Source organism: Streptomyces sp. NPDC035033 (assembly GCF_040636735.1).
GTDB lineage: Bacteria > Actinomycetota > Actinomycetes > Streptomycetales > Streptomycetaceae > Streptomyces.
Window position 1 is genome coordinate 1 of record NZ_JBEZUZ010000120.1, and the last position, 19,204, is coordinate 19,204.

19 protein-coding genes and 1 pseudogene are annotated in these 19,204 nt (G+C 75.8%); 10 read left to right on the forward strand and 10 right to left on the reverse strand.

Annotated features, from left to right (window positions below; all coding sequences use genetic code 11):
* From AB0E83_RS31730 to AB0E83_RS31745, 4 genes are all read right to left on the reverse strand, one after another.
* The coding region (locus tag AB0E83_RS31730) for a TerD family protein (protein WP_362119674.1) at positions 1-690 on the reverse strand (690 nt) is incomplete at its 3' end.
* 119 nt (positions 691-809) lie between these two features.
* Positions 810-1,388 (reverse strand): TerD family protein, encoded by a 579-nt coding sequence (locus tag AB0E83_RS31735; protein ID WP_030492869.1) that lies wholly within the window; start codon positions 1,386-1,388, stop codon positions 810-812.
* Between the two features lie 108 nt (positions 1,389-1,496).
* The gene (uvrB, locus tag AB0E83_RS31740; protein WP_362119637.1) at positions 1,497-3,635 is read right to left on the reverse strand and encodes an excinuclease ABC subunit UvrB; all 2,139 of its coding nucleotides are present in this window, start codon (positions 3,633-3,635) and stop codon (positions 1,497-1,499) included.
* Between the two features lie 70 nt (positions 3,636-3,705).
* Positions 3,706-4,602 (reverse strand): MHYT domain-containing protein, encoded by an 897-nt coding sequence (locus AB0E83_RS31745; RefSeq protein ID WP_362119640.1) that lies wholly within the window; start codon positions 4,600-4,602, stop codon positions 3,706-3,708.
* A gap of 292 nt (positions 4,603-4,894) precedes the next feature.
* Between AB0E83_RS31745 and AB0E83_RS31750 the strand changes: the two genes are divergently transcribed.
* Both AB0E83_RS31750 and AB0E83_RS31755 read left to right on the forward strand, forming a co-directional pair.
* Positions 4,895-5,449: a methylated-DNA--[protein]-cysteine S-methyltransferase gene (locus tag AB0E83_RS31750; protein WP_362119643.1), complete on the forward strand. Its 555-nt coding sequence runs from the start codon at positions 4,895-4,897 to the stop codon at positions 5,447-5,449.
* A 165-nt stretch (positions 5,450-5,614) separates the two neighbouring features.
* The gene (locus AB0E83_RS31755) at positions 5,615-6,844 is read left to right on the forward strand and encodes an MFS transporter (protein WP_362119675.1); all 1,230 of its coding nucleotides are present in this window, start codon (positions 5,615-5,617) and stop codon (positions 6,842-6,844) included.
* Positions 6,845-6,856: 12 nt separating this feature from the next.
* Here the strand turns inward: AB0E83_RS31755 and AB0E83_RS31760 are convergent, their stop codons facing one another.
* Entirely contained in the window at positions 6,857-7,216 is a 360-nt protein-coding gene (locus AB0E83_RS31760; protein WP_362119646.1) for a cupin domain-containing protein, read from the reverse strand.
* A 287-nt stretch (positions 7,217-7,503) separates the two neighbouring features.
* Here AB0E83_RS31760 and AB0E83_RS31765 point away from each other — a divergent pair, with 287 nt between their 5' ends.
* A complete protein-coding gene (locus AB0E83_RS31765; protein ID WP_362119649.1) occupies positions 7,504-8,424 on the forward strand; it encodes a pseudouridine-5'-phosphate glycosidase in 921 nt (306 codons plus the stop codon).
* Complete coding sequence (locus AB0E83_RS31770; RefSeq protein WP_362119652.1) at positions 8,421-9,347, forward strand: PfkB family carbohydrate kinase; 927 nt, start codon at positions 8,421-8,423, stop codon at positions 9,345-9,347. The genes AB0E83_RS31765 and AB0E83_RS31770 overlap by 4 nt, the downstream gene beginning before the upstream one ends.
* On the opposite strand, the gene AB0E83_RS31775 is transcribed toward AB0E83_RS31770, so the two are convergent.
* On the reverse strand, positions 9,339-9,986 hold the full coding sequence (locus tag AB0E83_RS31775; protein WP_362119655.1) for a uridine kinase: 648 nt from the start codon (positions 9,984-9,986) through the stop codon (positions 9,339-9,341). The genes AB0E83_RS31770 and AB0E83_RS31775 overlap by 9 nt on opposite strands.
* Before the next feature lie 149 nt (positions 9,987-10,135).
* Here AB0E83_RS31775 and AB0E83_RS31780 point away from each other — a divergent pair, with 149 nt between their 5' ends.
* The 4 genes from AB0E83_RS31780 to AB0E83_RS31795 are packed head-to-tail and all read left to right on the forward strand — an operon-like array spanning position 10,136 to position 12,536.
* On the forward strand, positions 10,136-10,903 hold the full coding sequence (locus tag AB0E83_RS31780) for an SDR family oxidoreductase (protein ID WP_362119658.1): 768 nt from the start codon (positions 10,136-10,138) through the stop codon (positions 10,901-10,903).
* Between the two features lie 13 nt (positions 10,904-10,916).
* Positions 10,917-11,294, forward strand: a complete 378-nt coding sequence (locus tag AB0E83_RS31785; RefSeq protein WP_362119660.1) for a MerR family transcriptional regulator — start codon at positions 10,917-10,919, stop codon at positions 11,292-11,294.
* Positions 11,295-11,354: 60 nt separating this feature from the next.
* Positions 11,355-11,813 carry a hypothetical protein gene (locus AB0E83_RS31790; RefSeq protein WP_362119662.1) on the forward strand — a complete coding sequence of 153 codons (459 nt, stop codon included), beginning with the start codon at positions 11,355-11,357 and terminating at the stop codon, positions 11,811-11,813.
* 12 nt (positions 11,814-11,825) lie between these two features.
* Entirely contained in the window at positions 11,826-12,536 is a 711-nt protein-coding gene (locus tag AB0E83_RS31795; protein WP_362119663.1) for a DUF2293 domain-containing protein, read from the forward strand.
* Between the two features lie 90 nt (positions 12,537-12,626).
* On the opposite strand, the gene AB0E83_RS31800 is transcribed toward AB0E83_RS31795, so the two are convergent.
* From AB0E83_RS31800 to AB0E83_RS31810, 3 genes are all read right to left on the reverse strand, one after another.
* Positions 12,627-13,430 carry a chaplin gene (locus AB0E83_RS31800; RefSeq protein WP_362119665.1) on the reverse strand — a complete coding sequence of 268 codons (804 nt, stop codon included), beginning with the start codon at positions 13,428-13,430 and terminating at the stop codon, positions 12,627-12,629.
* A 90-nt stretch (positions 13,431-13,520) separates the two neighbouring features.
* Positions 13,521-14,834, reverse strand: coding sequence for an SWIM zinc finger family protein (locus tag AB0E83_RS31805; RefSeq protein WP_362119667.1), 1,314 nt, complete (start codon positions 14,832-14,834; stop codon positions 13,521-13,523).
* Complete coding sequence (locus tag AB0E83_RS31810; RefSeq protein ID WP_362119669.1) at positions 14,831-17,671, reverse strand: DEAD/DEAH box helicase; 2,841 nt, start codon at positions 17,669-17,671, stop codon at positions 14,831-14,833. The genes AB0E83_RS31805 and AB0E83_RS31810 overlap by 4 nt, the downstream gene beginning before the upstream one ends.
* A gap of 228 nt (positions 17,672-17,899) precedes the next feature.
* Between AB0E83_RS31810 and AB0E83_RS31815 the strand changes: the two genes are divergently transcribed.
* Both AB0E83_RS31815 and AB0E83_RS31820 read left to right on the forward strand, forming a co-directional pair.
* Positions 17,900-18,232, forward strand: a complete 333-nt coding sequence (locus tag AB0E83_RS31815) for a hypothetical protein (protein WP_362119671.1) — start codon at positions 17,900-17,902, stop codon at positions 18,230-18,232.
* An 89-nt stretch (positions 18,233-18,321) separates the two neighbouring features.
* A pseudogene (locus AB0E83_RS31820) lies at positions 18,322-18,567 on the forward strand (DUF6343 family protein); the annotation flags it as partial.
* A gap of 126 nt (positions 18,568-18,693) precedes the next feature.
* On the opposite strand, the gene AB0E83_RS31825 reads toward AB0E83_RS31820, so the two are convergent.
* On the reverse strand, positions 18,694-19,062 hold the full coding sequence (locus AB0E83_RS31825; RefSeq protein WP_282691707.1) for a tetratricopeptide repeat protein: 369 nt from the start codon (positions 19,060-19,062) through the stop codon (positions 18,694-18,696).
* Positions 19,063-19,204 lie beyond the last annotated feature (142 nt).

A 19,204-nucleotide genomic window follows, 5' to 3' on the forward strand; every position in this document is an offset into this window, starting at 1 on the left:
GCCGGCGGCCGGTCCGGAGGCGGACCCGGCGGGCGGCGGGCCCGGCCGGCGGCCGGGGTGGGCGTAGCTGATGGTGGTGGCGGCCGGGGCGGGGTCGGCCGGTGCGGTCTCGGGGACCAGGGGCGGCGGTGCCGGGAGGCCGGCGGGCGCGGCCGCGTCGAGGACGGCGGCGGCGAGGTCGGCGGCGGCCGGGGCGCCCTGGTCGGCGAGGAGGTCGGCGAGCCCGCCCTCGTACCCCTGGCCGACGGCGCGGACCTTCCAGGTGCCCTGGCGGCGGTAGAGCTCCAGCGCGACGACGGCGGACTCCCGGTCGAGGCCGGTGATGGTGTACGTGACGACGGCGGCGCCCGCCGGGTCGGCGACGGACACGAAGGGGGCGGCGGCGGACCCGAAGCGGGCCGGGCCGCCCGGGCCCGGCGGCAGGGCGAGGAGGAGGGAGAGCCGGTGGACGGTCTCCGGGAGGGCCGCGAGGTCCACGGCGATGCGGTGCTCGGCGGCGGCCCCGCCGGGCACCTCGATCCCGGGGCGCGCGGGGGCGCCCGGGTGGGCGATCCACTCGGCGCCGGCGACGCGGCCCCCCTCGTCGCCGAGGGTGGCTCCGGCGACGACCGGGTGTCCGGCGGACACCCTGAGTTCGAGGCGGGTGTCGGGCAGGGGGTGGTTCTGCCCCCGGACCAGCTCGGCCGTCATCTGGACTCTGTTCCCCTCGGCGCTTCGGTCGGTCATGCGGGACAGCTCCCGGCGGGCCGGTGCCCGTCGGGAGCTGCGGTGCCGCGGCGGCGGGGCGGCGGAGCCGGCCCCGGGCCCGGCTACAGGTGCGGCAGGATCGCCGGCATCAGGTCCTGGAAGGTGCGGCCGTTGGCCGGGTTGCCCAGGGCGGTCATCTGCCAGCCGGAGCCGGCCCGGTGCACCTTCGCCATGATCTGCGCGGTGTACTGGCCGCCGCCGTCGAGGGTGTAGCGCGCCAGCTCCTGGCCGTTCGTCTCGTCGACGAGCCGGCAGAAGGCGTTCTGCACCTCCTGGAAGGTCTGCCCGGTGAAGGAGTTCACCGTGAAGACGATCTGGTCGATGTGGACGGGCACCCGCTGGAGGTCGACGAGGATGGCCTCGTCGTCGCCGCCCTGGCCCACGCCGCCCACGAGGTTGTCCCCGGTGTGGCGGACGGAGCCGTCGTCGCTGACCAGGTGGCGGAAGAAGACCACGTCCACCGGCTGCTTCTCGGCGAAGAGCACCGCGGAGGCGTCCAGGTCGATCTCGCGGGTGCGCGAGCCGAAGAGCCCGCGGCGCGGCGCCGCCTGCCAGCCGAGTCCCATCCGGACCTGGGTGAGGCTGCCCCCGCCCTGCTTCTCCAGGCTGATGGCCTGCCCCTTGGTCATGTTGACCGTCACGCGCTGCCCCTCTCGTCGTTGTGGCAGCACCCTACGCAGGCCCACTGACAACGGGCCGGGCGCGGCCCGGTTTTGTGTCGTTCTTGCAACACACCGGGCCGCCTCCGGTCACGCCAGTCCCGCCTCCTTCATCTGGCGCAGCTCCTTCTTGAGTTCGGCGACCTCGTCGCGGAGCCGGGCCGCCACCTCGAACTGCAGCTCGGCCGCCGCGGCGCGCATGCGCTCGGTCATCTCCTCGATGAGTCCGGCCAGTTCGGCGGCCGGCCGGTCGCCGAGCTCCAGCGCCGAGCCGCCCTTGGCGCCCGCCTTGCCGGCCTTGGGGGCGTGCGCGGCAAGCGAGGGCACCGGGGCCTTGGCGCCCTTGCCGTCCTTCGCCTGCCGGTAGCCGGTGCCGAGCAGCTGCTCGGTGTCGACCTCCTCGCGCGCGATGGTGGCGACGATGTCGTTGATCTTCTTGCGGAGCGGCTGGGGGTCGATCCCGTGCTCCTTGTTGTAGGCGACCTGCTTCTCGCGGCGCCGGTTGGTCTCGTCGATGGCCTGGGCCATCGCCGGGGTGATGGTGTCGGCGTACATGTGGACCTGGCCGGAGACGTTGCGCGCGGCGCGGCCGATGGTCTGGATGAGGGAGGTGCCGGAGCGCAGGAAGCCCTGCTTGTCGGCGTCGAGGATGGCGACGAGGGAGACCTCGGGGAGGTCGAGGCCCTCGCGGAGCAGGTTGATGCCGACCAGGACGTCGTACTCGCCGGCGCGCAGCTCGCGCAGCAGCTCGATGCGGCGCAGGGTGTCCACGTCGCTGTGGAGGTAGCGCACCTGGATGCCGAGCTCCAGGAAGTAGTCGGTGAGGTCCTCGGCCATCTTCTTGGTGAGGGTGGTGACGAGGACGCGCTCGTCCCGCTCGGCGCGCAGCCGGATCTCGTGGACCAGGTCGTCGATCTGGCCCTCGGTGGGCTTGACGACGACCTCGGGGTCGACGAGGCCGGTGGGGCGGATGATCTGCTCGACGAAGCCGTCGGAGCGGGACAGCTCGTAGGTGCCGGGGGTGGCGGAGAGGTAGACGGTCTGGCCGATCCGCTCCTGGAACTCCTCCCACTTCAGCGGGCGGTTGTCGAGGGCGGAGGGGAGCCGGAAACCGTGGTCGACGAGGGTCCGCTTGCGGGAGGCGTCGCCCTCGTACATGGCGCCGATCTGCGGCACGGTGACGTGCGACTCGTCGATGACGAGGAGGAAGTCCTCGGGGAAGTAGTCGAGGAGGGTGTTGGGCGGGGAGCCGGGCTCGCGGCCGTCGAAGTGCATCGAGTAGTTCTCGATGCCGGAGCAGGAGCCGATCTGGCGCATCATCTCGATGTCGTAGGTGGTGCGCATGCGGAGCCGCTGGGCCTCCAGCATCTTCCCCTGCTTCTCCAGCTCCTTCAGGCGCTGGTCGAGCTCGCGCTCGATGTCGTTGACGGCCCGCTCCATGCGCTCGGGGCCGGCGACGTAGTGGCTGGCGGGGAAGACATACAGCTGCCGGTCCTCGCTGATGACCTCGCCGGTGAGCGGGTGGAGGGTGGAGAGCGCCTCGATCTCGTCGCCGAACATCTCGATGCGGACGGCGAGCTCCTCGTAGACGGGGAAGATCTCGATGGTGTCGCCGCGGACCCGGAAGGTGCCGCGGGTGAAGGCGAGGTCGTTGCGCGTGTACTGGATGTCGACGAAGCGGCGGAGCAGCTGGTCGCGGTCGATCTCGTCGCCGACCCTGAGCGGGACCATGCGGTCCACGTACTCCTGCGGGGTGCCGAGGCCGTAGATGCAGGAGACGGAGGCGACCACGACCACGTCCCGGCGGGTGAGCAGGGAGTTGGTGGCGGAGTGGCGCAGCCGCTCCACCTCCTCGTTGATCGAGGAGTCCTTCTCGATGTAGGTGTCCGACTGCGGGACGTACGCCTCGGGCTGGTAGTAGTCGTAGTACGAGACGAAGTACTCGACCGCGTTGTTGGGCAGGAGTTCGCGGAACTCGTTCGCCAGCTGGGCGGCCAGGGTCTTGTTCGGCGCCATCACCAGGGTGGGGCGCTGGAGCTTCTCGATCATCCAGGCCGTGGTGGCCGACTTGCCGGTGCCGGTGGCGCCGAGCAGGACGACGTCCTTCTCGCCGGCGCGGATGCGCCGGTCCAGCTCGGCGATGGCCGCCGGCTGGTCGCCGCTCGGCTGGTAGGGGGAGACGACCTCGAAGGGCGCCACCGAACGTTCGATCTTTGAAACGGGCCGCATGGGACCACCGTACGGCCCGCCACCGACAGTCGGGCGGCGAACGCCGCGCGGGCGGGCCGGGCGGGCGGTGTCACCAGTCCTGGGAGCGGTGCCCGCCGTACGGGGCGGAGCGCCGGGAGCCGCGGCCTGCGGGGCGGGCGGTCCAGTTCGCGGGCTCGCCGTAGCCGGGGACGTGGCGGGGGGCGGGGACGCCGGGGCGGTACGGGGAGCGGGCCGGGTGCCGCTGCCAGTCGGGCTCGCCCATGACGAGCAGCGGGTCGAACATGACGACGACGGCGGCGAGGACGAGGAAGACGCCGGGGCCGATCAGCATGGGCAGCAGCAGCGAACCGGGGGCGGTCCCGGCGCCGGGGGCCGGGGTGCCGTGCAGGTGGACGCTGACGGCCGCCATGGCGGTGTAGTGCATGCCGCTGACGGCGACGCCCATGACCAGGCTGGCGCCGAGGCTGGCGAGGAAGCCGTGGACGGAGACGGCCGCCCAGAGGGCGGTGGTGGCGGCGACGACGGCGATGACCACGGAGAGGGCGACGGTGAGGGTGTCGTACTCGATCCGGCCGGGCAGCCGCATCCCGGCCATGCCGAGGTAGTGCATGGTGGCGACGCCGAGGCCGGTGATGGTGCCGCCGGTGACGAGGGTGAGCGCGGTGGCTCCCCGGTAGCCGACGATGAAGATCCCGATGCCGACCATGACGACGGCGACGACGAGGCTGGCGAAGGTGATCGGCCGGTCGTAGTCGACGGTCGCCTGCTCGACCGTGAAGCCCATCATGGCGATGAAGTGCATGGTCCAGATGCCGGTGCCGATGGAGGTGGAGCCGAGGGCGAGCCAGCCGGCCTTGAAGGATTCCCGGTGGCGCAGCGAGCGGGTCGTGCATCTCAGCCCCAGGGCTCCGCCGAGGCAGGCCATGAGGAAGGCCGCCACCGGCGTGACGATCCCGTAGCTGAATCCGTCGACCGTGCCCTGCATGAGCGTGTGCCCTCCCACCCCTGGCGCATGGACGTCCGAAAACAGTCGGTACCGCTGGGTAGTGCTACCGGGGCGAGATTATGGCCCGTGAGGGGTCCGGCGGGCACCTGACCGGGGATTTTCCGGTCGTGAGACCGGAGCGAGACCGGTCCGTGACCTCAGGAGGGGGTCGCGCCGCCGGATCGCCGCCGGACGGCCGTTCTGGCCGACGGGCGTCGTCCGGGGACGGCCGGGACGGGAGGGCGTCCCGCGCCGGGGCCGGACTGTCGGTGCCGGGCCGTACGGTGAGGGCATGGACATCGAGGACGGACCGCGGGGCGTGACCGCCGAGTGGACGGTCGTGGCGAGCGGGATCGGCCCGCTCTTCCTGGCGGCCACCGCGCGGGGGCTCGTGCAGGTCGGGTTCCACGCGGACGCGGGGCGCCGGGAGCGGATGCCGGAGCGGCTCGCCGAGCAGCTGGGCGCGGTGGTCGTGGAGCGCTCCACGGGGCTGCTCGCGGAGCCGGCCCGGCAGCTGGACCGGTACTTCGCGGGCGCGCTGCGCGCGTTCGAGCTGCCGCTGGACTGGTCGCTGGCGACCGGCTTCAACCGCCAGGTGCTCCGCGAGCTGGCCGGTGGCGTCCCGTACGGGACGGTGGTCGGGTACGGGGAGCTGGCGCGGCGCGTCGGGCAGCCGGGGGCGGCGCAGGCGGTGGGCGCGGCGATGGGCGCCAATCCGCTGCCGGTGGTGGTGCCCTGCCACCGCGTGGTGGAGAGCGACGGCGGCCTCGGGGGCTTCGGCGGCGGCCTGGAGACGAAGCGGAAGCTGCTGGCCCTCGAAGGGGTGCTGCCGGAGCCGCTGTTCTGAGCGGCCGGCGGGGCCCGGCGCGGGCGCGGCGCCCGCCCGGGACGTCCCGTCCCCGCCGTTCCCCTCGGGTGCGGGTGCTGGCACACTCCGGTAGTGACCGAAACGCCCGACACCCCTGACACCCTCGTTCCCGGGAAGACGCCCGTCCCGGTCCCTCCCGCGGCCCTGCCGGAGCTGCGACGCCGGGTCCAGGCCGTGCTCGTCGCCACCCAGATCCTCGGCGGTCTCGGGATCGCCACCGGCGTCGCGCTCGCCGCCGTCCTCGCGACGGAGGTGAGCGGCACGGACGCGCTGGCCGGGCTCGCCTCGACGGCGACGGTCGCCGGGCCCGCGCTGCTCGCGATGCCGCTGGCGGCGCTGATGGCGCGGCGGGGGCGGCGGGCCGGCCTGGTCCTCGCCTATCTGCTGGGGGCGGTCGGCGCCGGGATCGCGGTGCTCGGCGCGGTCGTCGGCAGCTTCCCGGTGCTGCTGGTGGGTCTGGTGGGCTTCGGGGCGGGGTCCTCGGCCAATCTCGCGGCCCGGTTCGCCGCCGCCGACCTGGCGGAGCCGGACCGGCGGGCGCGGGCCATCTCGACGGTGGTGTGGGCGACGACGATCGGCGCCGTCCTGGGCCCGAACATCGCGGCCCCGGCCGGGCGGAGCGTGTCGGGCCTCGGAATACCCGTGGCGGCGGGCCCGTTCCTGTGGGCCGCCGTGGTGTTCGTGGTCTCGGCGCTGGTGGTGGCGCTGCTGCTGCGGCCCGACCCGCTGCTGACGGCGCGGGCGCTGGCCGCCGCGGACGACGGCGGAGCGGCGGACCGGCCGGAGGACCGGTCGCTGCGGGCCGGGCTGCGGGCGGTCCGCGAGTCGCCCCTGGCGCGGATCGCGCTGGTCACGGTGGCCGCCTCGCAGACCGTGATGGTGTCGATCATGTCGATGACCCCGGTGGCGCTCACCCACCACGGGGCCGGCATCGAGCTGATCGGGTTCGTGATCAGCGTGCACATCGCGGGCATGTACGCGTTCTCGCCCGTCATGGGCTGGCTGTCGGACCGGCTCGGCCGGCTCGCGGTGATCGGCCTCGCGGTCGGGCTGCTGGGGGCGGCGGCGCTCCTGGCGGGCACCGCGGGGGCGAGCCACACCCGGGTCGCGGCCGGCCTCTTCGTCCTGGGGCTCGGCTGGTCGGCCGGGCTGGTGTCGGGGTCGGCGCTGCTGACGGACTCGGTGCCGCAGGCGGCGCGGGCGGCCGTGCAGGGCCTGTCGGACACGGTGATGAACACGGCGGCGGGCATCGGCGGCCTGGTGGCCGGCGTGATCGTCTCCGAGGCGGGCTACGGGCCGCTCAACGCGCTCGCGGCCTGTCTGCTGCTGCCGATGGCGGGCCTGGCCCTGCGGGGCGCGCTCCGCAGGGCCTGACCGCGTCCGGGGTCAGGGCAGGGTGATGTGGTACGCCTTGCGGAGCGTCTCGTGGACGGTCCAGGTGGTGCGGTCGCCCTCTCGCAGGACGCAGGCGTCGCCGGGGCCGATCTCCATCGTGGCGCCCCCCTCGACGGCGACGGTGGCCCGTCCGCTCACGACGACGAAGAGCTCGTTCGCCTCGGTGTCGGTCACGACGCCGGGGGTGATCTGCCAGATGCCGCGCAGCTGCTTGCCGTCGGCGGACTCCCACAGCACCTTGCCGGTCACCTCGGGGGTGCCGGACACGATCTGACCGGGGTCGAGCGGCTCGGCCTCGAGCTCGGCGTCGGGGATGTGGACGGCGAAGGAGGGGAGGTCGTGTGTCGTCATGGGCGGTGACTGTAGCGGGGCTCCGGGCAGCCGCACGGCACCGGGACCGACGGAAGGAACGCCTCCGCTCGCCGCTCTGACCAGGCACGTTTCCCTCCTCCGCCGGGACGACGGATTCCGCACCGGGCCCTCGGCCGCTCCCCGGGCGACCGGTGGGCCGGTCCGCCCCGGCGCGCCGGCCGCCGGAGAACCGAATCCGTACCCCCCTCGCACCCTCGTGCGAAAGGGGGGTGGCGGGAGATCGCCAGGGGTGTTTGCGGGGCGGGTGGTCGCGCCAGGAATGGACCATGACCACGACCACACTGGTGTCCGAAGAGGTACGGGAGGCGCTCCGCGAGGGCCGGCCCGTCGTCGCCCTCGAATCGACGATCATCGCCCACGGCCTGCCGCGCCCGCGGAACCTGGCCGTGGCCGTGGAGCTGGAGGAGTCGGTGCGGGCCCGCGGCGCCGTGCCCGCCACCATCGCCGTGCTCGACGGGGTGGCGCGGATCGGCCTGGACCGGGCGGGGCTGACCCGGATCGCGGAGGACCCGGCGGTGCGGAAGCTCGGCCACCGGGACCTGGCGCCGGCGCTCGCCACCGGCGCCACCGGGGCGACCACGGTGTCCGCGACGGCCCGGCTGGCCGACGCGGCGGGCATCCGCGTCTTCGCGACCGGCGGCCTCGGCGGGGTGCACCGCGAGTGGCGCGAGACCCAGGACGAGTCCGCCGACCTGCGGCTGCTCGCCGAGGTGGGCGTCACGGTGGTGTGCGCGGGCGTGAAGTCGATCCTCGACGTGCCGGCCACGCTCCAGCGCCTGGAGACCCTGGGCGTCACGGTCGCCGGGTACGGCACGGAGACCTTCCCCGGCTTCTACCTCTCCTCCTCCGGGGAGCCCGTCGACTGGACGCTGCGCAGCCCCGGGGAGGTCGCCGCGGTCATACGGGCCCGGGAGGCGCTCGGCCGGCCCTGGTCGGCGCTGGTCGTGGCCAACCCGGTGCCGGAGGCGGAGCAACTGGACCCGGCGCTGCACGACCGGGTGCTCGCCCGGGGCCTCGCCGAACTGAAGGAGAAGGGGATCACCGGGCAGGCGGTGACGCCCTTCCTCCTGGAGTACCTGACCACGCACACCGACGGCGCCTCCCTGGAGGCCAACCTGGCGGCGGTGCGGGGCAACGTCCGGCTCGCGGCGGAGATCGCGGGGGCGTACGCCGCGGGCGAGCGGTGACGGACCCCGGGGGGCCGCGGCGGGACGGGGCGCTGCTGGTCGTCGGGGACGTCGTCACGGACGTGGTGGCCCGGCACCGCACCCCGCTCGCGTCGGCGACGGACACGGCGGCCGTGATCCGCACCCTGCCGGGCGGGGCGGGGGCCAACGCGGCCTGCTGGGCGGCCCGTTCGGGCCATCGGGACGTACGGCTCCTCGGCCGGGTCGGCGAGGAGTCGGCGGACTGGCACGAGCGGGCGCTGGTCGCGGCGGGCGTCCGCCCGCTGCTGGTGCCGGACCCGGAGGCCCCGACGGCCACCGTGATCGCCCTGGTGGACGCGGCGGCGGAGCGCACCTTCCTGACCGACGGCGGGGCGGTGCTGCGCCTGAGCCCCGCCGACTGGTCGGCCGGACTGCTGGACGGCGTGGCCGCGCTCCACCTCTCCGGCTATCTGTTCTTCGCCCCGGCGAGCCGGGCGGCGGCGCTCCTCGCCCTGCGGGAGGCCCGGGCGGCCGGGATACCGGTGAGCGTGGACCCGGCGTCGGCCGGTTTCCTGGCGGAGCTGGGGCCGGAGCGGTTCCTCGAAGCCGTCGGGGGCGCCTCCCTCCTGCTGCCCAACGCCGACGAGGCCCGGCTGCTCACCGGCGCGCCGGACCCGGAGACGGCGGCCCGGGAGCTGAGCCGGCGCGTGCCGCTGGCCGTGGTGACGCTGGGCGCGGCGGGCGCGCTGGTCGCCGAGGGCGGGACGGTCACGGCGCGGGCGGCCGCGCCCGCCGTGGCGCCGGAGCGGCGGGTGGACTCGACGGGCGCGGGGGACGCGTTCACCGGGGCGTTCCTCGCGGCGAGGCTCGCGGGCGCGGACCCTGCCGAGGCGGCCCGGGCGGGGTGCGCCGCGGGCGCCGAGGCGGTGACGGTGGTCGGCGGCCGGCCGCCGTCAGTCTGAGCCGAGCGCTCCGAGCCCGGTCCAGGCGGGGTGGCGCGGATCGTCGGCCCGGACGACGACGTCGGCGGTCCCGGCCGGGTCGACCTCCGTCTCGTACCGGGCGAAGGCGGGCAGTGTCCACGCCTCCTCGGTGCGCCGGGCGAGGGCCGGCGGCGAGAGGCGGAGGTGGACGCTCAGGTCGAAGGGGAACCAGTGCCCGAGGAGGAAAGGTCCGTGGAGCAGGAGGACTCCGCCGGGCGGCAGCGTGACGTACGGGCTGCGGGTCGCCCGGTCCTTGACCGGGTCCCACAGGTCGGGCAGGACCCGGCCGGTGCCGCCGGGCTCCAGCGGGGTGAACACCTCGCGCCACAGGGCTCCGACGTCGGTCCAGCCGGCGTAGTACGCGTCGGGGTCCTGCTTGCCGTACTCGTACCGCAGCGAGGCGGGCCGCAGGAAGCCGCCGGTCCCGACGGCGTGCACGGGGCGTCCGCGGTCCCGGAGCTGTTCCGCGAGCAGCGCGACCAGCTCCTCGCCGCGGGCGGCGGGCGCTCCATCGACGGCGACCTTCAGCCAGTCGCCGCCGTCGCCCGGCGTGAGCCGGTCCACGTGCTTCGCCAGCCGCCCGGCCATCCGGCCCCAGGTGATCGCCTCGTATCGCATCCCGCCCATTCTGCCCTGCGCCCGCCGCTCACGGCCGGTCCGGACCGCCCTCCCCGGGGCCGCGCGGTCCGCCCCGGACGCGGCGGACCGGTCGCCGTGCGTCAGGGACTTGACCTTGTCACTGGCGTCACGGTTCCACCATCGGGTTCATGGACATCACCACCACCGTTCCCCGCTCTCCCGAAGTCGTCCTCGTCACCGGCGCCGGGACCGGCATCGGCCGGGCCACCGCGCGGGCCTTCGCGCGGCGGGGCGCGACCGTCGTCGCCGTGGGCCGCCGGCCGGAGCCGCTGCGGGAGACGGCCGCCGAGGCCCCCGCCGCGATCCTCCCCCACCCCGCCGACATCACCGCCGAGGGCGCGCCCGAGGCGCTCGTCCGGGCCGTCCTCGCCGACCACGGCCGCCTCGACGTCCTCGTCAACAACGCGGGGATCGCGGGCGGCGGCCCGCTCGGCACGCTCGACCGGGCCGTGATCGGCCCCCTCCTGGAGACGAATCTGATCGCGCCGGTGCTGCTCACCCAGGCCGCCGTGCCCGCACTGCGCGCCTCGGGGGGCGTGGTCGTGAACGTGACGACGACGATCGGGCAGCGCGGCTGGCCGAACAGCTCGGTCTATCCGGCGACCAAGAGCGCCCTGGAGACCCTCACCCGCTGCTGGGCGGTCGAGCTCGCGCCCGCCGGGATCCGGGTGGTGGCGGTCGCCCCCGGCGCGGTCGAGACGCCGATCGCCGACCACACGGGCCTGACGCCGGAGCAGCGGCGGGCGGTGCGGGAATGGCAGCTCGCGCACACCCCGCTCGGGCGGATCGGCCGGCCCGAGGAGGTCGCCTGGGCGATCACCGCGCTGGCCGCCCCCGAGGCCGCCTTCCTCACCGGGACCGTGCTCCCCGTCGACGGGGGCGCGCTGGTCGCGTGATACGACTGGGCGGATGCGCATCGGTGAACTGGCCCGCAGGACGGGCGCGTCGGCGCGGGCCCTGCGCCACTACGAGCGGGCGGGGCTCCTCTCCTCGGTCCGCGCGGCCAACGGCTACCGGGTGTACGAGGAGGGGGCGGTCGTCCGCGTCGCCAACATCCGCCACCTCCTCGACGCCGGCCTCACCCTGGAGGACGTGGCGGCCTTCCGCTCCTGCCTCGACGGGGACCTGCCGTCGGCGCCGCCCTCCGCCCGCGGCCTGGAGATCGCCCGCGAGCGGCTCGCGGTGCTCGACGCGCGGATCGCGGCGCAGACGGCCGCCCGGGACCGGCTGGCGGCGGCCCTCGCCGCCCGGTCGGGCAGTGACGCGAGCACCCCCGGAATGCCATGATCTGACGGTACGAAGGATCTTCGGGCGGTCGGTGCGGTCATACGGGAGGGGCGACCGGTCATGGACGTGGCGCTGATAGCGGTGGCGGGCACGCTTCTCGGCGTGATCGCCACCCACTGGTTCCAGGGACGGGCGACCCTGCGCACGGCCGCGCTCGCCCGGAACGAACAGCTCCGGCAGGAGCGGATCGCCACCTACAGCGCCTTCGCCGGCGCCGTCGTGGAGTACCGCCACAGCCAGAACGACCGCTGGTTCCGGTCCGCCGAGGAGCCCGGTTCGGAAGAGGCCGAGGAGTCCCGGCACGCCTCCTACCGGCAGCGGACCGCCGCCCGCCAGGCCCTCTTCCGCGTCCAGCTGGTCTGCGACGACGCCGACCTGAGGCGGCTCGCCGAGGTCGCCTTCCAGGAGACCCACTGCATGCACGAGGCGGTGAGCACGGCGGACCGCGCCCGCCGCTCCGACCAGGCCAAGGACGCCCTCGCCCGGTTCATCGCCGCCGCCGCGCCCGGGCTCCGCTGAGGGAGGCGGCCCGTGGACCTCGTCGCCCCCGTCGTCGTCGAGCCGCTGCGCCGCCGCCGCTGCGCCGAGTGCCGACGGGGCCCGCTGGAGCGGATGATCGTCGAGTACAACCGGCCGGTCTGCCTCGACTGCGCCGACCTCGGCCACCTGGTCTTCCTGCGGCGCGGCGACACCGCGCTCACCCGGCGCGCCCGGGAACGGAGCGCCCTGTGGGCGGTGGTGGTACGGCACAACCGGCGCCGCACCCGGTACGAGCGGCAGGGGCTGCTCGTCGAGGAGGCGGCCCTCGCGGCGGCGGAGGAGGCCTGTCTCGCCGACGCGGAGGCCCGGGCCCGGCGGCGGGTCCGGGACGCGGAGCGGCGCGCGGTGCGGGACGCCGGGATCACCGAGGCCCTGCGGGTGGAGATCCTGCGGCTCTTCCCCGCGATGCCGCCGGAGCGGGCGGTCGAGATCGCCGTCCACGCCTCGGCGAAGGGCAGCGGCCGGGTGGGGCGGACGGCCGCCGGGCGCGCCCTCGACCGGGGCGCGGTGACGGCCGCGGTCCGCGCCTCGGTGCGGCACGTGGACACGCCGTACGACTCGCTGTTGATGCGTGGTGTCCCCCGCCACCAGGCTCGCACCCGGGTCTCCCCCGCCATCGAGGCGGTGCTCCGGTCCTGGCGGGAGCGGCCGCCCGGTGTGCCCGGCGGAACGTCTCCGGACACGGGGACGCGCCCGGCGTGACGGGCACGACGGGCGCGGAGGGGACGCCGGGCCGGACGGACCGCTGACGGCTCGGGCGTCGGCGGGGCCGGCCCCGGCGCGGGAGGTCGGTCAGACCTGGTCGGCCGTGCGACGGGCGCGGCGGTACATCAGGGCGCCGCCGAGGAGGAGCGCGGCGCTGCCCGCGGCGGCGTAGCCGACGCCCTCCCCGCCGGTGGCGGCGAGCGACGCGGTGTCGCTCTCGCCCTGCGGCTCGGGCGCCGGGGCGGGCACGGGGGCCGAGGGCTCCTCCTGCTCGGCGACCGGCTTCGGCTGCTGGGGGCGCGCCGGCGGGGTCTGCGGGCGCGGGGTGGGAACCTCGACCTGCGGCTCCTCGGGGGTGCCCGGGGTGTTGACCCCGGTGTTGCCGGTGGCCGGGTTGCCGACGCCGACGACGTTCACCGAGTTGCCGACGACGTTCACCGGCAGGTCGATCGGGAGCTGGATGCCGTTGCCGGAGAGCACGCCGGGGGAACCCTCGGTGTGGCTCTCGGCGGTGGCGCCGCCGCCGTTGGCCGCCCCGCCGTCGGAGGAGCCGCCGCGGGTGTCGGTCTGCTCGCCGCCGCGCGGGGTCGCGGCCTCGTCCTTGTGGGTGTGGCCGGGACCGGCGTCCCGGGACCCGCCCGTCGGGGCCGAGGTGTTGGCGCAGGCGTTGCCCGCGGCCGGGTTCAGCAGCCCGACCACGTTGACCGTGTTCCCACAGAGGTTGACCGGTACGTGGACCGGCAGCTGGATCGTGTTGCCGGAGATGACTCCCGGCGAGCCGACCGCGGTGCCCTCGGCACCGGAGTCCGCGTGGGCGGCGCCCGCCGACAGCGCGAGCGCACCACCCGTGACCATCAGTGTGGCCAGACCACTTCGGCGCATCTGCCTCATGGCTTCCTGCCTTCCGGAGTTGCACGGGCGAGTGCCCGTACCGGAATAAACGCGACGAACACGTTTGCCGGATCCGGCCGTTGGCGGGTTTCACTCCTTCGGGGGAAGCACCGTTCGAGTGGACGTCACCGGTGTCCGTTCACGGCCGAGGAGTTCGGCGAGGGCTTCGACCGGGTCGGCGCCGGGGACCCCGCGCGGCCACCAGTCCTCGCGGCCGTGGTCCGATTCGTACGGGTACCACAAGCCGTCCCTGCCGAGCCGGAGTTGGAGCGAGGGGGTGGAGAGCCGGTTGCGCCGGGGGCGGAAGGAGGGGAAGCCGGCGGCGAGGAGGACGGGTCTCGCCCGGTCGAACGGTCCGGCGGGCGGGTCCCACTCCTCCTCCAGGGCCGCGAGCCCCTCCGCGCCGCCCTGCCGCCAGGCGGCGACGGCGCGGGCGAGGTCGGTGGGGGTCCGGTCGAGGGCGTGCGCCAGGTCCCGGTAGAGCGCGCGGGTCGAGGCGGTGAGGCCGGAGCCGGGGTGGGCGGCGGCGAGCCGGACCGCGTCCTGCCAGGGGGTGAGGGCGGCGACCGGGTCATGGCCGGTGGCGAGGAAGGCGTGGGCGCGGGCCGCGGCCTCACCGGCCAGGAGGTCGAGCGCGAGGGGGTCCGGGGCGTGCGGGTCCGGCGGGAAGACGGCGGGGCGGCCGGGCCCGTCCGGGAGCGGCAGCGGCGGGGGCAGCGGCAGGACGGGCCCCGCGGCGGCGAGCACGTCCCGGGCGGGCACGGCGGGGAGGGCGGGCACGGCGGCCGACCGGGCCGCGTTGCGCCGGGAGAGCTCGGCGAGGAGTTCGCCCTCGCCGCGGCCGCGCATCAGGAAGAGGACGAAGGGGTCCTCGTCAAGGAGGCGGGCCGCCTGGTAGCAGAGGGCGGCGGCGTGCTTGCAGGGGAAGCCGTCGTCGGGGCAGGAGCAGTCGGGCAGCAGGTCGCCGGGGGCGGGCAGCAGCCCCTCGACCGCCTCCAGGGCGTGCGGGACCTCCTTGTCGAGGAGGGCGGCCATGTGCTCGGGGCGGGCGGCGGCCTCGTCGAGGAAGAGCTCCCAGCCGTCGTCGCCGAGGGTCCTCATCCGGATCTCGGTGCGGTACGGGCGGATCCGGGTGCCGTGCACGTAGGCGACGACCCGGCCGGGGGTGACGGTGACAGCGTCGACGTGACCGCGCTCCGCGTAGGACCGGCCGCGGGCGAGGCGGGCCGGGTCGAGCGCGGTGCGCTCCAGGGCGCCCACCCAGGCGTTCCCCCACCAGGTGGCGGCGAAGCTCCCGTCGGCGGCCGCGCGGGGCGGGACGGCCGGGAAGGTGCGGCGGCGGTCGTCGTGGCGGGGGGCGGCCGCGCGCGCGGGGCGGGCGGCCCGGGCGCCGGGGCGGTTCACGCGGACCTCCTCAGGGAGACCAGGTCGGCCAGTTCGCGGTCGGTGAGTTCGGTGAAGGCGGCCTCGCCGGAGCCGAGGACGGCGTCGGCCAGGGCCTTCTTGGAGCGGAGGAGTTCGGCGATGCGGTCCTCGACGGTGCCCTCGGTGACGAGCCGGTGGACCTGGACGGGCTGGGTCTGGCCGATCCGGTAGGCGCGGTCGGTGGCCTGGTCCTCGACCGCCGGGTTCCACCAGCGGTCGTAGTGGACGACGTGTCCGGCGCGGGTGAGGTTGAGGCCGGTGCCGGCGGCCTTGAGGGAGAGCAGGAAGACGGGGACGTCGCCGGCCTGGAAGCGGTCGACCATCCGCTCCCGCTCGGCCACGGGCGTGCCGCCGTGCAGGAGTTGGCTCCCGATTCCGCGCGCGGTGAGGTGGCCGGCGAGGAGCCGGGCCATCGCCACGTACTGGGTGAAGACGAGCACGGAGCCGTCCTCGGCGAGGATGGTGTCGAGGAGTTCGTCGAGGAGGGCGAGCTTGCCGGAGCGGCCGGCGAGGCGGGCGGCGCCGCCGCGCGGGGCGGCCTCCTTGAGGTACTGCGCGGGATGGTTGCAGATCTGCTTGAGCGAGGTCAGCAGCTTCATCACCAGGCCGCGCCGGGCCATCCCCTCGGCGGCCTCGATCCGGCCCAGGGTCTCGCGGACCACCGCCTCGTACAGCGAGGCCTGTTCCCGGGTGAGCGGCACGGGGTGGTCGGACTCGGTCTTGGGCGGCAGTTCGGGGACGATGCCGGGGTCGGACTTGCGGCGGCGCAGCAGGAAGGGGCGGACGAGGCGGGCGAGCCGCTCCACCGCCTCCTCGTTCTCCAGCTCCTCGTGGTTCTCCGCGGCGCGGGCGTGGCGGGAGCGGAAGGCCTTGAGCGGGCCGAGGAGTCCGGGCGTGGTCCAGTCGAGGATGGCCCACAGCTCGGAGAGGTTGTTCTCCACGGGGGTGCCGGTGAGGGCGACCCGCGCGGGGGCGGGGACGGTGCGCAGCGCCTTGGCGGTCGCGGAGAAGGGGTTCTTCACGTGCTGGGCCTCGTCGGCGACGATCATGCCCCAGGGCCGCTCGGCGAGCCGGTCGGCGCGGGTGCGCAGGGTGCCGTAGGTGGTGAGGACGATCCCGCCGTCGAGGCCGCCGAGGTCGCGCGCGGTGCCGTGGAAGCGGCGGACGGGCACGCCGGGGGCGAACTTCGCCGCTTCCCGCTGCCAGTTGCCGAGGAGGGAGGCGGGGCAGACGACGAGGGTGGGCTCGCGGCGGGCCCGGCGCAGGTGGAGGGCGAGGAGGGTGACGGTCTTGCCGAGGCCCATGTCGTCGGCGAGGCAGCCGCCGAGGCCGAGCGAGGTCATCAGGTCGAGCCAGGCGAGGCCGCGGAGCTGGTAGTCCCGCAGGGTGGCGGTGAGTCCGGGCGGGGGCGCGGCGGCCTCGGGCCCGGCGAGGAGCCGGTCCCGGAGGGCGGCGAGCGCGCCGACGGGCACGGCGGGGACGGTCTCGCCGTCGACCTCGGCGCTGCCGGTGAGGGCGGCGGCGAGGGCGTCGACCGGTTCGAGCAGGCCCAGTTCCCGCTTGCGGGCCTTGCGGACGAGGTCGGGGTCGACGACGACCCACTGATCCCGGAGCCGGACGACGGGCCGGTGGGCCTCGGCGAGCAGGTCCATCTCCCCCGGGGTGAGGGGGTCGCCGTCGAGGGCGAGCTGCCAGTCGAAGCGGAGCAGTTCGGTGGAGTCGAAGAAGCTGGTGCCGTCGGTGGCGGAGCCGGGCGCGGAGCGGGCGGGGCGGACGACGGCGGAGGCGCTGAGCGAGCGGGCCAGGTCGCGCGGCCAGTGCAGGGCGACCCCGGCGTCGGCGAGCCGGGCCGCGGCGGGGCCGAGGAGTTCGTACAGCTCGGTCTCGGTGACGGCGAGGACGTCGGGCGCGTCCCGCTCCAGGAGCCGGCCGAGCGGGGGCCAGATCCGGGCGGCCCGGCGCAGGGCGAGGAGGGCGTCGATCCGGGCGCGGGGGCCGAAGTGCTCGCCCTCCCCCGCCCACAGGGCGGCGGCGTCGATGACGAGGGTCGGGTCGGCGAGACTGTGGACCTGGAGGATCGCGGCCGCGGCCTGCCGCTCCGGTCCGTCCCCGGCCCCGTCCTCGGTGTCGAAGAGTTCGGCGGCGGAGAGGTCGAGGCGGAGCGAGATCCGCACGCCGGCGTCCATGCCGGCGGCGGCCTCGGCGGCCCAGGCTCGGGCCCCGGGGAGGTGCTGCGGCGCGACGGCCGCGAAGGGCGCCCCGGCCGCGTGCGCGGCGGCGGGGGTACGCGGCAGGGTGTCGGCGACCGCGTCCAGGAAGGCCCGCACCAGGGCCTCCGGGTCGGGCAGTCCGAGCGGGCCGGAGCCGGCGACGGGCACGGCGTGCGCCTCGTACGGCATGGCGGCGGCGACGGCCCGCAGGTGGGCGATGTCCTCCGCGTCGAGCGGGCCGGCCCGCCAGGCGTCCAGGTCGTCGGCGGTGAGCCCGGGCAGCAGCCGGCCCCGGGCGACGAGGTGCAGGGCGTGCAGGGCGGCCGCGCCCCAGCAGGCGGTGGCGGGGTGGGCGGCGGGGCTGTGGCGGGCGGCGACCAGCAGCGGCAGTGCGGTGGCGACGGACAGGGTGACGGCGGGGACCTCCCGGCCGCGGGCGCCGGCGCCGTGCCGGCGGGCGACCGTGATGCGGGCGGGCTCCGCCCCGGCGAGGCCGTCGGGCGCGGGCAGGGGCGCCCCCTCGGGGGCCCAGAGGGCGATCCGGCCGTCGCGGGGCAGCGCGGCCGGCAGGAAGACGGCGGCACGGGCCGCCCAGCGCTCCGTCACGGTGCCGTTCTCCTCCCCCCCCCGGGTCCCACCGGTCGGCGCGGAGTCTCCGCGCCGGTCCTCCCGACCTTACGGGCGGGGTCTGACAACGGCCGCCGCCCCGGGTCCCCCGACCGGCCCAACTGCGGATGACAGCGGCTTCCGGGGGCGGCAGGGTGGCGACGACCAGGGCTTTCGCCCCGGGGCTGCCGTCGACCGCCTCGCTCGCCCGACCGAAGGGGATCCGCCATGTCCGTTCGCCGGCGTCTCACGACCGCCACCGGGGCCGTGCTGCTCACGCTCACGGTCGCGGGGTGTTCGGGCCTCGGCCGCACCGCCGTCGGCCCCGTCACGTACGAGACGCGCGGGGAGAAGGTGGTGCGGGTGATGAGCCCGCCGGTGCGGGGCTGCCACCGGATTCCGCTGGGCGCGACGCGGATCGAGAACGGCACGCTGGTGGACCTGATCCTCTACCGGACCCCGCACTGCCGGGGCGAGGAGCCGATCTACCTGCCGACCAACAGCGCCGACTCGATCGTGCCGGGCACCCTGCCCTGGCGCAGCTACAGCATTGTGCACTGAGCCGCCGCCGGCGGTCGCCGTTCCCTTCGCCTCCGAGCGGGTAGACGCCGGGGGTGCCCACAGGGATCCCAACGGGAGAAGGCGCCGTCATGCGTACCGGGAGCGAGCCGGTCACCGCGCGCAGCGCGCTGCGGCTGCGGTTCTGGCTGAGCGCGTGGGGGATGGTGTGGGCGGTCTTCGGCACGGTGGTCTTCACGCTGGTCGGCCGCCCCGGCTGGGCGGTGGCCTGCGGGGTGCTGTTCCTGGTGGTCGCGGTCGACATGTCGCTGGTCCTGCGGCATCTGCGGCAGGGCCCCCACTGGCAGCCGGGCCGGGACGTCCCCCCGTACGAACCGGACCGCGGCGGCCGAGGGCGGAGCGGCCCCGGGCCCGGGCCCGGGCTCGGCGACCGGGGGCCGGAGGAGTGGGGGCGGCCGGGCCCCGAGCGGGGCGGGCGAGACCGCTGAGGGGCGGCCGGGCGGTCAGTCCTCGGCGCCGAAACCGGCGGCCCGCACGTACTCGGGCTTCGGGTCGAGCGCGGCGGCCAGCCGGAAGTGGCGGGTGGCCCGCGCTTCCTGTCCGGAGCGCTGGAGGGTACGGGCGAGGGCGAAGTGGGCGAAGGCGTTGTCCGGCTCGCGCTCCAGGACGAGTTCGAACTCCAACTGGGCGGGGCGCAGCTGGGCGGCGGCGAAGAAGGCCCGGGCCCGCAGGAGGCGGGCCGCGGTGTTCTCCGGGTGCTCGGCGATGACCGAGTCCAGCAGCTTCACGGCGCCACGCGGATCCCGTGCGGCGAGCAGCTGCTCCGCGGCACGGAAGTCGATGACGTGCGTCTCCGGATTTCTCTCGGCCATGACCTGCATCCTTCCCACGATCCGGGGTCCGAACACCGCCCGGGGCCTCTAGGTTCTGTCGTCAAATGTCACGCCCACATCAGGAGTGATGCGAGGGCGACGGCTGCTTCGTAGGACTGGGCGGTCTTGTCGTACCGGGTGG